The sequence below is a fragment of the Janthinobacterium lividum genome, assembly GCF_034424625.1.
GTDB classification, from domain to species: domain Bacteria; phylum Pseudomonadota; class Gammaproteobacteria; order Burkholderiales; family Burkholderiaceae_D; genus Janthinobacterium; species Janthinobacterium lividum.
On record NZ_CP139976.1, the window covers coordinates 2,828,621 to 2,840,337 of the forward strand.

General features: G+C 62.0%; 11 protein-coding genes. 3 read left to right on the plus strand and 8 right to left on the minus strand.

Translation table 11 applies throughout. From position 1 onward, the window contains the following. The first annotated feature begins 4 nt into the window (after positions 1-4). The 3 genes from U0004_RS12920 to U0004_RS12930 are packed head-to-tail and all read left to right on the plus strand — an operon-like array spanning position 5 to position 4,018. Positions 5-805: a flagellar biosynthetic protein FliR gene (locus tag U0004_RS12920; protein ID WP_070253621.1), complete on the plus strand. Its 801-nt coding sequence runs from the start codon at positions 5-7 to the stop codon at positions 803-805. After that, on the plus strand, positions 795-1,934 hold the full coding sequence (flhB, locus tag U0004_RS12925; protein WP_034787883.1) for a flagellar type III secretion system protein FlhB: 1,140 nt from the start codon (positions 795-797) through the stop codon (positions 1,932-1,934). The genes U0004_RS12920 and flhB overlap by 11 nt, the downstream gene beginning before the upstream one ends. After that, a complete protein-coding gene (locus U0004_RS12930) occupies positions 1,931-4,018 on the plus strand; it encodes a flagellar biosynthesis protein FlhA (RefSeq protein WP_070253620.1) in 2,088 nt (695 codons plus the stop codon). The genes flhB and U0004_RS12930 overlap by 4 nt, the downstream gene beginning before the upstream one ends. A 67-nt stretch (positions 4,019-4,085) precedes the next feature. On the opposite strand, the gene U0004_RS12935 is transcribed toward U0004_RS12930, so the two are convergent. The 8 genes from U0004_RS12935 to U0004_RS12970 all read right to left on the minus strand — a co-directional run bounded on the left by U0004_RS12935 (position 4,086) and on the right by U0004_RS12970 (position 11,620). Next, positions 4,086-5,192, minus strand: a complete 1,107-nt coding sequence (locus tag U0004_RS12935; RefSeq protein WP_070253619.1) for a hypothetical protein — start codon at positions 5,190-5,192, stop codon at positions 4,086-4,088. Positions 5,193-5,249: 57 nt separating this feature from the next. Continuing rightward, positions 5,250-6,125 (minus strand): flagellin N-terminal helical domain-containing protein, encoded by an 876-nt coding sequence (locus tag U0004_RS12940; RefSeq protein ID WP_070253618.1) that lies wholly within the window; start codon positions 6,123-6,125, stop codon positions 5,250-5,252. 181 nt (positions 6,126-6,306) lie between these two features. Then, complete coding sequence (locus U0004_RS12945; RefSeq protein ID WP_070253617.1) at positions 6,307-7,179, minus strand: flagellin N-terminal helical domain-containing protein; 873 nt, start codon at positions 7,177-7,179, stop codon at positions 6,307-6,309. A 242-nt stretch (positions 7,180-7,421) separates the two neighbouring features. Further along, complete coding sequence (locus U0004_RS12950) at positions 7,422-8,297, minus strand: flagellin N-terminal helical domain-containing protein (protein ID WP_070253616.1); 876 nt, start codon at positions 8,295-8,297, stop codon at positions 7,422-7,424. A 138-nt stretch (positions 8,298-8,435) separates the two neighbouring features. Continuing rightward, positions 8,436-9,200, minus strand: coding sequence for a class I SAM-dependent methyltransferase (locus tag U0004_RS12955; protein ID WP_034784226.1), 765 nt, complete (start codon positions 9,198-9,200; stop codon positions 8,436-8,438). A gap of 10 nt (positions 9,201-9,210) precedes the next feature. Continuing rightward, positions 9,211-9,663 carry a GNAT family N-acetyltransferase gene (locus U0004_RS12960; RefSeq protein ID WP_070253615.1) on the minus strand — a complete coding sequence of 151 codons (453 nt, stop codon included), beginning with the start codon at positions 9,661-9,663 and terminating at the stop codon, positions 9,211-9,213. After that, a complete protein-coding gene (locus U0004_RS12965; protein ID WP_070253614.1) occupies positions 9,663-10,634 on the minus strand; it encodes a glycoside hydrolase family protein in 972 nt (323 codons plus the stop codon). Before U0004_RS12965 ends, U0004_RS12960 begins: the two co-directional genes overlap by 1 nt. Beyond that, positions 10,631-11,620, minus strand: coding sequence for a glycoside hydrolase family protein (locus tag U0004_RS12970; RefSeq protein WP_070253613.1), 990 nt, complete (start codon positions 11,618-11,620; stop codon positions 10,631-10,633). Before U0004_RS12970 ends, U0004_RS12965 begins: the two co-directional genes overlap by 4 nt. Between the last annotated feature and the right edge of the window lie 97 nt (positions 11,621-11,717).

Genomic DNA, 11,717 nt, shown 5'->3' on the forward strand with positions numbered 1-11,717 from the left:
CGCCATGGATCAGATTTTCAATCAGGTGCTGCCGTTTCTGCTGGCCGTGTGGTGGCCGTTCTGCCGCATCCTGGCCATGCTCAGCGCCTCGCCCGTGATCGGCGACGCCATGGTGCCCGTCCCCGTGCGGGTGCTGCTGTCGCTGGTGCTGGCGATCCTGATGCTGCCCGTGATGCAGGCGTCGGGCGTGTCGCAGGACTTGCTGAAGATCGATCCGTTTTCCCTGCACGCCCTCGTCGCCACCCTGGAGCAGGCCATCATCGGCTTCGTCCTCGGTCTGGCCTTCCACTTCGCCATGTCCGTCATGTCGGTGCTCGGCTACCTGGTGTCGAGCCAGGTGGGTTTTTCCATGGCGGTGATGAACGATCCGCTCAACGGCACTTCGTCGGACGTGATCACGGGTTTGCTCACCATCATGTGCATGATCGTGTTTTTCGCCATCGACGGCCACCTGGTGCTGACGGGCGTGATCGGCGCCAGTTTCACGGCCTGGCCCGTGGGGCAGGGCTATGGGCCGCTGCTGCTGCAGACGGTGGCGTATAACGTGGCGTGGATCTTCGCCGCCGCCATGCTGCTGGCCTTGCCCATCGTCTTTTCCACCATGGTGGTGCAACTGGGCTTTGGCTTCCTGAACCGGGTGGCGCCGTCGCTGAACCTGTTTTCGCTGGGTTTTTCCATGATCACCATGTTCGGCCTGCTGATGCTGATACAGATCGTGCGCTTTATTCCTGAGCACTACATCGCCATGACCAACCGCGTGCTCGACATGATCCAGGAACAGATGCGGGTGGCCCATGGCGGATAGCAGCACGGGCGACAAGACAGAAAAGGCGTCAGCGCAGAAGCTGAAGAAATCGCGCCAGGAAGGGCAGGTGGTGCGTTCGCGCGACCTGTCGACGGCGCTCGGCATCCTGATCAGCATGAAGGTCTTCATTTACCTGCTGCCGGGCTATCTGCTGAGCTTTCGCGAGCTGTTCGCCATGGCTTTCATGCCGCTCGACAGCAAGGGCGCGCTGGAAAATGCCATGTCGATGGCGTTTACGACATCGGTAGGCTTGCTGATCAAGATGATCGTACCGCTGTTTTGCGTGCCCCTGTTTGTTGTGCTTGGCTCATTGATTCCTGGCGGCTGGGTCATCAGCACGAAGAACTGGATGCCGAAGATGGAACGCCTGAGCCCCGCCAAGAACCTGGGCCGTCTGTTTGCGCCCAAGCATGCTTTTGAATTCGGCTTGTCCATCGCCAAGGCCGTCGTGCTGGGCATGGTGCTGGTGCATGTGAGCCGCTCCAGCCTGACGCAGTACGTGGACTTGCAGCACCGGCCCTTGCAGCAGGCCATGCTCGATGGCTCCGCGCTGATGCTCGATGGCTTGATGGCGCTCATTTCCGTCTTCGTCCTGTTTGCCATCATCGACGTGCCGGCGCAGGCATTTTTCTTTGCCCGCAACCAGCGCATGAGCAAGCAGGATGTCAAGGAAGAGCATAAAAGCAGCGAAGGCCGCCCCGAAGTGCGCCAGCGCATCCGCCAGCTGCAGCAGCAGATCGGCCGGCGCAGCGTGCGCAAGACCGTGCCCGACGCCGACGTGGTGATCGTCAATCCCGAGCATTACGCTGTCGCGCTGAAGTATGACCAGGATCGCGCCGAGGCGCCGTTTGTCGTGGCCAAGGGCGTCGACGAGATGGCGCTGTATATCCGGCAAGTGGCGAAGGAGCACCATATTGAAACGCTGGAGTTGCCGCCGCTGGCGCGCGCCATCTACAACACCAGCCAGGTGCAGCAGCAGATTCCCGTGCAGCTGTACCAGGCCGTGTCGCAGGTGCTGAACTACATCCTGCAATTGAAAGCATTCCGGTCCGGGCAGCGTGCTGCCCAGCCCGTATTACCCACCGAGATGGCCGTGCCATCTCATCTGAGCGAGGTCGTACCGCCATGAATTTCCTGAACCGAGTGGTTGCTGAAATGCGCCGCCACAAGTTCGCCACGCCGCTGTTCCTGCTGGTGATCCTGGCAATGATCATCTTGCCGCTGCCGCCGGTGCTGCTCGATATCTTGTTCACTTTCAATATCGTGCTGGCACTGATCGTCATCCTCGTCAGCGTGTCGGCCAAGCGGCCGCTCGATTTCTCCGTCTTCCCGACGGTGATCCTGGCGACCACCATGCTCAGGCTGACCTTGAATGTGGCGTCGACGCGCGTGGTGCTGCTGCACGGCCATACGGGCGCGGATGCGGCCGGTAAGGTGATCGAGGCATTTGGTAACGTCGTGATCGGCGGTAACTTCGTCGTCGGTATCGTGGTCTTCGTGATCTTGATGATCATCAACTTCGCCGTCGTCACCAAGGGCGCCGAGCGTATCTCCGAAGTGTCCGCGCGCTTTACCCTCGATGCCTTGCCCGGCAAGCAGATGGCCATCGACGCCGACCTGAACGCCGGCTTGATCAACCAGGAAAAAGCCCAGATCCGCCGCAAGGACGTGGCCGCCGAAGCGGATTTCTATGGCGCCATGGACGGCGCGTCGAAGTTCGTGCGCGGCGATGCCGTCGCCAGTATCCTGATCCTGATCATCAACATGGTGGGCGGCGTGGCCATCGGCTCGCTGATGCACGACCTGTCGTTTGGCGATGCCTTCCGTCAATACGCACTCTTGACCATCGGTGATGGCCTGGTGGCGCAGATTCCGGCGCTGCTGCTGTCGGCCGCGGCCGCCATCCTGGTGACCCGCATCAGTGATTCGGGCGACTTCGAACAGCAAGTGGCGGGCCAGGTGCTGACGTCGCCAACGGTGATCTACAGCGCGGCCGGCATGATGGTGGCGCTGGCCCTGATTCCGGGCATGCCATGGTTCATGTTCATGACCTTTGCCGGCGTGCTGGCTTTTGTTGCCTGGCGCCTGACCAAGCGCGTGAAAGGACCCGACGCGGCCGGCATGGCCGCCATCGAGGCAGCCTTGCGCGACGAGCGTCCGGCCGAACTGGAGTGGCAGCAACTGCCTGCCGTGCAGCCCTTGATGGTGATGCTCGGCTACAAGCTGGTTGGCATGGTGGATAAAACGCAAGGCGAACCGCTGAACAAGCGCGTCAAGGGCGTGCGCCAGAGCCTGTCCGAGGCGATGGGCTTGCTGCTGCCGAATATCGGCGTGCGCGACGACCTGGCCCTGAAGCCGTCGCAATACGCCATCGTGCTGTCGGGCACCGTGGTGGCGCAGGCGGAAGTGCAGGCCGACCGCCTGATGGCGATCCCGTCGCCGAATGTGTATGGCCAACTGGACGGCATTCCCGGCATCGAGCCGGCCTACGGCATGCCCGTCACGTGGATCGAACCGGGTGAGAAGGCGCATGCGCTGGGCCTCGGCTACCAGGTCATCGAGGCGCCCAGCGTGATCGCCACGCACTTGTCGAAGATGGTGCGCGAATACCTGCCTGAACTGTTCCGCCACGAAGACGTCTCGAACATGATGGAGCGCCTGACGGCCCTGTCGCCGAAACTGGCTGGCGCGCTGGACAAGGCGCTGACGCACACGCAACTGCTGCGCGTGTTCCGCGTCTTGCTGGCGGAAAATGTATCGCTGAAAGATATCGTGCCCATCGCCACCACCTTGCTCGACAGCTCGGAAACGACCAAGGATCCGATCCTGCTGGCGGCCGAAGTGCGCTGCGCGCTGCGGCGCCAGATCGTCAGCGGGCTGTTTGGCCAGAAGATGGAAATGCAGGCGTTTAACCTGGGCGGCGAGCTGGAAAACATGCTGCTGGGCTCCCTGAACCAGGCGCGCCAGTCGGGCAAGGTGACCCTGGATAACTATCCGATCGACCCTCATCTGCTGTCGCAGCTGCAAGTGAACATGCCGGTGGCGCGCGAACAGATGAAGCAGCAGGCCACGCCGCCGCTGCTGTTGGTGCTGCCGCAGATCCGTCCGCTGCTGGCCCGCTATGCGCGCCTGTTCGCGCCTGGCCTGCATGTGCTGTCATACAACGAAATCCCGGAAAACCGCGAAGTGAGCATCATCGGCACGGTGGGATAGGACGGTGACATGAAAAGAAAAACGGCGCTTCGGGCGCCGTTTTTTTTGCTGTATCAATTCTGTTGCGTCAATCCTGTTCGTCGATGGGCGGCAGCAGGTCGTGCTCCTGGCCGTCGGCCAGCAGCAGTACGGTGCCGCTTTGCGCCGTCTCTTCGTCGTCGCCATAGTCGTAACCGAGCGGCGCCGCCACTTCCTTCGAGACGGCGATGGTTTCCTCTTCGGCCGCCGCCGCGGCTTCGCTGGCAGCGGGCGCATCGGGATTGGCCGCCGCTTCCGCTTCCGGCTGCGTCAGCAGCAGCGCCACTTCGGCCATGGCGCGGAACAGTGCCAGCGACAGCGAGGCGGCGCCCGCCTGCATCGGGTAGTTGCCGTGCACGCGCTGGGCATGCAGTTGGCGGTTGAGGCGGCAGCGCACCACGCGCAGGCCCGCGCGCCGCACGGCGTCGGCGATCTCGGGCAGGGCCAGGCGCAAATGGCGCAATGCGGCTTCCTCGTCGGCGGCCAGTTCCAGCAGCACGCCGTCGCCGGCCGGCTCCATCTGGATCACGACCCGGCCGATGCCGATGATGATCAGTTCGACGCGCAGCGCCACCTTGCCGCGCCGCCTGGGCGTGGCATCTTCGTCTTCGTCGCTGGCCAGCACGCGCAGCAGCAGGCGCTGGCCGCCCCAGCCATATACGGCGAAGCGCCATGCTTCGCTGTCGACGCTCAAGGGCGGGCGGGCGCCTTCGCGCAGCAGGGCCGGTTGCTGCTCTGCCATGAACAGGTTGCCCGGCACGTGCTGGCCGCGCGCCTGCTCCTGCAGGGCCGCATATTGCTCGCCATACGTCTTGACCATCACGCGCCACGAGGCGGCCAGCTGCGCCGCGTCGGGCGGTTGCCAGACCAGCTGGCGCGTGAAGAACAGTTGATTGACCTGCATGGCGCTGCTGTCGCGCGGCATGGCGCCGCCCGTGCCATCGGCATTCGGCTTGATGAGGGACGCCAGGCTGTCTTGCCCCTTCTGTTGCAGCTGGGCGGGCAGGGTGCCGGCGTCGGGCGCGGGCGCCATGTAGGGGCCGATGGGCACCAGCGGCTGGACCACGCCCGGCACCATCGGCGTCGCGGGGCTGACGTCGAAGCGCTGGGTAATCAGGGGCACCGGGTTGCCCGATGAGATGCGGTCTATCGCCATACCATTGCTTCCTGCTGATACATATTCATCCGATCCGCCATCGCGCCCTGCCAGTCACTATTGTAGTAAAGAAAGAATCAACTTGCTCATGCTCTGGCTTTGCTTGAGCATGGCCGTGCTCGCTTGCAGCAGCATTTGGGCCGAGGCCATGTTGGCGCTTTCGGCCGCGTAATCGACATCCATGATGCGGCCGATGGCGGCCCTGGTATTGGTGATCATGTTCGACAGGTTGTTGTAGACGTGTCCGAGCCGGTTCGCGGTGGCGCCCAGCGCCGAGCGCACGCTGCCGACCTTGTCGACGGCCGCCACCAGCATGTCGATCATGCCGTTGGCGCTGCTGTTGCTGGTAAATTCGCTGCCGGCTGTGGCGCCTGGCGCGAAATTGACGGAGATCGCCTGCAGGGCGGCATCCAGGCCGGCCATGTCGCCCGCCACGTTGAACTGCATGGTCTCGCTGCCGGTGGCGCCGATCTGGAATGTCATGGCTTGCGACAGGGTGCCCTTGCCGGCGCTGCCGTTGCCCAGCAATAAAGTGCCGCCGTAGCGGGTGTTTGTCATCACGTTGTACAGCTCGGCGCCCAGCGCATCGTATTCGCCCTGCATGGCCTCGCGGTCCTTCTGGTTCGACGAGGCGTCCGCCGCCTGGGTGGCCAGGTCCTTCATGCGCACCAGCATGCTGGTGACTTCGCCAAACGCGCCTTCGGCCGTCTGCAGCAGGGAAGTACTGTTTTGCGTGTTGCGCATGGCCACTGCCATGCCGCTGGTCTGGGCGCTCAGCCTGGTGGCGATCTGCAAGCCTGCCGCATCGTCCATGGCCGAGTTGATGCGAAAACCGGTGGAGAGGCGCGTCATCGACGTCGACAGCATTTGCTGGGCCCAGCCCATGGCCCGCTGGGCTGACAGTGCGGCAGTATTGGTATGAATGCTCAGCACGCGGCGGCTCCAGTAGGCGATTGTTCGGTGTTCTACCTTGTATAGGCGACTATGCCGGCAACATCGTTAAACGTGATGGCAATTTAGTTCAATATGCGGGAAATGCCAGACACGGCAGGCGAAAAAAAAGCCAGACCGGAGTCTGGCTTCGAGAGACTGGCCGCGAGCGGCCAAGTCACTATTATTGCAGCAGGGACATGACCATCGAGGACATGCTGTTGCTTTGTTTCAGCATCGCGGTGCCAGCTTGCAGCAGCATTTGCGACGACGTCATGTTCGAGCTTTCGGTAGCGAAGTCGGTGTCCATGATGCGGCCGGTAGCGGCTTTGGTGTTGGTGGCGATGTTCGACAAGTTGGTGTTGACGTGGTCCAGACGGTTGGCCGTCGCGCCCAGTGCCGAACGCACGGTGCTGACGCTGTCGATGGCGGTAGCCAGCAGGCCGATGGTGGCATTGGCGGAAGCGGTCAGTTCCGTGGAAGTCGTCGTGCCTGCCGACGAGAAGTTCGTGCTCAAGCCGCTCAGGGCGGTATTCAGCGCGCTCAGATTGGCGGAGACGTCAAAGCTCATTTTTTCGGTCGAGCTGGCGCCGATCTGGAACGTCATCGAAGCCGACAGCGTGCCATTGCCGGCTGCGCCGTTGCCCAGCAGCTTGGTGCCGCCGAACGTGGTGTTGGTCATGACGTTGTACAGTTCCTGGCCCAATGCATTGTATTCAGCTTGCATGGCGGTCTTGTCGTTGGCGGTCGACGAGGCATCGGCTGCCTGGGTTGCCAAGTCTTTCATGCGTACCAGCATGTTGGTCACTTCGGCGAACGCGCCTTCAGCCGTTTGCAGCAGCGAGGTGCTGTTTTGCGTGTTGTTCATTGCAACGGTCATGCCGCTGGTTTGTGCTTTCAGGCGGGTTGCGATCTGCAGGCCGGCAGCATCGTCCATTGCCGAGTTGATGCGGAAGCCGGTGCTCAGGCGCGTCATCGAAGTCGACAGTTTGGATTGGGTATTCGTGATCGAATTTTGTGCCGACAGGGAGGCAGCGTTGGTGTGAAGGCTCAGCATGGTGTCATTCCTAATTGGGTGGTTGCGGTGAGGAGCGACTTTTAGCTGCTCCTATCAGTACAAGACGACCGTGCCGCCACCTTAATTAAATGCTTTAAGGAAATTTTTTGAAATAAATGCCATTTCTTGCTCCGCCGGCCTGTTTGGCCCGTGTTGCGGCATGCTTGCGCCAGCTGCGCACGAAAAAAAAGCCAGACCGGAGTCTGGCTTCGAGAGACTGGCCGCCAGCGGCCAAGTCACTATTATTGCAGCAGGGACATGACCATCGAGGACATGCTGTTGCTTTGTTTCAGCATCGCGGTGCCAGCTTGCAGCAGCATTTGCGACGACGTCATGTTCGAGCTTTCGGTAGCGAAGTCGGTGTCCATGATGCGGCCGGTAGCGGCTTTGGTGTTGGTGGCGATGTTCGACAAGTTGGTGTTGACGTGGTCCAGACGGTTAGCCGTCGCGCCCAGTGCCGAACGCACGGTGCTGACGCTGTCGATGGCGGCGGCCAGCTTGCCGATGGTGGCGTTGGCGGTGGCGGTCAGTTCCGTGGCGCCGGTCGATGCGGCAGCGGCGAAGTTGGTGCTCAGCCCCGTCAGAGCTGCGTTCAGCGAGGTCAGGTTGCCGGAAACGTCGAAGCTCATTTTTTCGGTCGAGCTGGCGCCGATCTGGAACGTCATCGATGCCGACAGCGTGCCAGCCGTAGCGGCCGAACCGTCGCCCAGCAGCTTGGTGCCGCCGAACGTGGTGTTGGTCATGACGTTGTACAGTTCCTGGCCCAATGCATTGTATTCAGCTTGCATGGCGGTCTTGTCGTTGGCGGTCGACGAGGCATCGGCTGCCTGGGTTGCCAAGTCTTTCATGCGTACCAGCATGTTGGTCACTTCGGCGAACGCGCCTTCAGCCGTTTGCAGCAGCGAGGTGCTGTTTTGCGTGTTGTTCATCGCAACGGTCATGCCGCTGGTTTGTGCTTTCAGGCGGGTTGCGATTTGCAGGCCGGCAGCATCGTCCATTGCCGAGTTGATGCGGAAGCCGGTGCTCAGGCGCGTCATCGAAGTCGACAGTTTGGATTGGGTATTCGTGATCGAATTTTGTGCCGACAGGGAGGCAGCGTTGGTGTGAAGGCTCAGCATGGTGTCATTCCTAATTGGGTGGTTGCGGTGAGGAGCGACTTTTAGCTGCTCCTATCAGTACAAGACGACCGGGCCGCGGAACTTATTAAATGCAATGAGGAAATATTTTTATTTTTTCCCCGCATATCGCCTGACTGCTCAAACCGCTGGTGCCGGTGCCGTGGGGCCGCGCGTGCAGAGCAGGAAAATACTCGAGCATAAATCCGGATATTGCTGGCCTAATTGATAACAGCCATCCAGGTAGGCGGGAGAAATGATGTCCGTCTGCAGCAAGCGATCCCATTGGAAATTGGCCAGGGCCTTGAAGAAGATGCCGGAGCGGTGCACCACGTTCAGGCCGGCGGCGCGCGCATCGCGTTCCAGGGTATCGAGCGTGTAGGTGCAGCGGTGGCCATGTTCGGCCTCGGCCGGTGTGACGGCCGTATTGTGGCTGATCAAGCCCATTTTGACGGCGATCTGGCGCGACGGTGCGTTCGCGTTGGGGCAGACGAGGAAAAAACTGCCGCCGTCGGCCAGCCATTCGTCATTGATGCGCTTGAGCACCGCAACGGGATCATCGATATGTTCCAGCACGTGCGTGAGCACGATATTGTCATATTTGCGCGGCAGGACGGCCTGTTCGAAGCGCGAGACGATGATCTGCGCCGCCGTGCCCAGTTTCGCGCGTGCCTCCGCGGCGGCCACTTCGGACGCCTCGACGCAGGTGATGTCGTCGAAGTGGCTGGCCAGACGCCGCGTCAGGTCGCCTTTGAAGCTGCCCAGTTCGAGCAGGCTGCCAGGGCGGAAAAAAGGCTGGAACGACGTCAGCATATAGGGATGCATGACATCGAAATCGAAGCCGTAGGCATATTTCCTGGCCTGGCTGTCGATCATTTCTTGATTGTAATCACGTGTATTGGTCATGGCGGTCTCGCTATGGGTGAATTAGTTGTAGCTGCATGCGCAGCATCGTGCCTTCCGCCGGGCCGGCCGGCAGGAACCCCGCTGCGCCATACAGGGCAAGTGCGGCATGGTTGTCGCCGGCCACTTCCAGGGAGGCGTGCCGCATGCCATCGCGGCGCGCCTGTTCCAGGCACAGTTCCAGCAGGCGGCCCGCGATGCCCAGGCGCCAAAAGTCGCCGAGTACGCTGACATTGCTGATGTGGACGGTTGCCGACGCGTCGTGTTGGTAGGCAGCCAGCAAGCCCGCCAGGCGCGGACCCGACCACGCCTCGTAGCGCAGTGCCCGCGCATGCAGCTTGCTGACATAGGCGCCCAACTCCGTGCGCGCGCGCAAAGCGGCCAAAAAACCGGCATCGCAGGCCAGGAAGTGGGCCAGCAGCGCGTCTTCACCCGCTTGCCCGTGCCGGTAGTCGAGCACCGGCATCATTGTTCCAGCACGGCCAGGCCGAAGCCGTGGCGGCCGAACTGGTTGCCGTTGTAGAGCAGGTAGACTGCGCCGTCGCATTCGAACACGTGCGGATAGCATTGCATGTCGCTATCCCATGCGCCATCAGTGCCGTGCAGCGCCGGTTGCTCGTCATCGCGCGTCCAGTTGACCAGGTCGTCGGACCAGGCATGGCCGATGCGGTAGCCGCGCCCGCTGTTGACACGGAAATCCGACGATTGGCGATAGCAGAAGAACATGTGGTGGCGTCCGTCGATCGTCACCACTGTGGGCAGGGCCTGGCTTTCGTCGGCGCCGAGCCGGTCGCTGATGATCTGGCGTGCCTCTTCCTTGGTCCAGTTGATGCCGTCGCTGGAGACGGCATGGCCGATCTTGTAGGTGCGGTCGGGCGCGCTGTCGGCGCTGTAGCGGCGCCAGCCCGTGCCGAAGATGTACCACATGTGGAACACGTCGCCGATGCGCTTGACGAAGCCATCGCCGACCAGGCAGGGTTCGTGCAGGGACGGGCCCAGTACGGGGCCTGGGCCGATGCGTTCGAACGTGAGGCCATCGTCATGGCTGATGGCCAGTCCGATGGCGGTATCCACGGACACGGAAACGCGCCGGTTCCAGCCGCAGGTGTAGCCATACACGGCGTCGCCATGGCGCATGACGCTCATGGGAAAAATGCCGTGTTCATCGAAGCATCCCAGGGCGCCCAGGGCGATGACGGGCTGCTGCGCCACTGCAATGACGGTACGCAAGTCCTTTTGCATATCGACGAAGGCGATATGGCTCAGGTACTTGCCGTTCACGGGGTCCACCGCGCGGGTCGAGAAATAGATGCGCACGAAGTCGTCGAAGACCAGCGCCTGCGGCGACTGGGCGAAGTGCTGGCAGCCATTTGGCAGGACGTGTCCGGCGGGATCGAAGATATGGCCCAGCTTTTTCCACTGCAGGGTCTTGCTCATGCGAGGTTTCCTTCCAATACGGCCAGGCCGAAACCGTGGCGGCCCACCTGGTCGCCCAGGTAAGCCATGTAGATGCTGCCGTCGAGCTCGAAGACATGCGGATAGCTGATCATTTCAGCATCCCAGCCTTCCTCTGCCACGTCGATGCCCGCCTTGCTGTCGTCGCGCACCCAGTCGAGCAGGTTGCTGCTGGATGCGTAGCCGATGCGGTAGCCAAATTCCTTGCCGCGGTAATTGCCGCTATAGCGATAGCAAAAGAACATGTGATACTTGCCATTCGCATAAAACACGTCGGGGCTGGCTTGCGCCTCGTCGGCCTCGACGCGGCTATCGATCAGGTCGCGGTTGACCTTGTTCCAGTGCAGCCCATCGTCGGAGGTGGCCATGCGGATCTTGTAGACAGGCTCGGCGCGGCCATCGACCATCTTCCAGTTGCTGCCTGCGATATACCATAGGTACCAGAGGTCGCCGAAACGGCGGATCTTCGGTCCGCTGAGGACGAATGGCTCGTCGGGCGTGTAGGGCAGCACGGGACCTTTGCCCAGCTTGCTGAAGGTGACGCCGTCGTCGTCGCTGACGGCGCCGCCGATAGCCACGTTGAAGGGCACGGATTCGCAGCGCGTCCAGCCCGCGTAATAGGCGCGCACCTGGCCGCCGTCGCGGATCACGGAGACAGGATAGGTGCCGAATTCATCGAACTCGCCCAGGCCGCCCAGGGCGAGAATCGGCTGCTCGCTGACCCGGCGTATCTTGAACAGGTCGCTGCGTTCGAGATCGACAAAGGCTGAATAGCTGACGTACTGGCCCTGTGCGTCGGGGCCTGGGCGGCACGAGAAGTACACGCGCACGTAGTCGTCGAACACGAGCGTGGCAGGCGCCTGGGCAAATTCCTTCAGCCAGGGCCGTCCTTCGACGGCCTGGGGCGTGAATACCTTGCCGAGTTTTTTCCAGCGGAAGGGTGCTTCGCGTGGGGAGGATTGAATCATTGTTATTCCTTGCTTGCGCCGGGCGCGTCCACGGCTGGCATGGCGTGGATGCCTGCACGGGCATGGTTAGAGGTCGTCATGGGCTGATGCTTGCGCG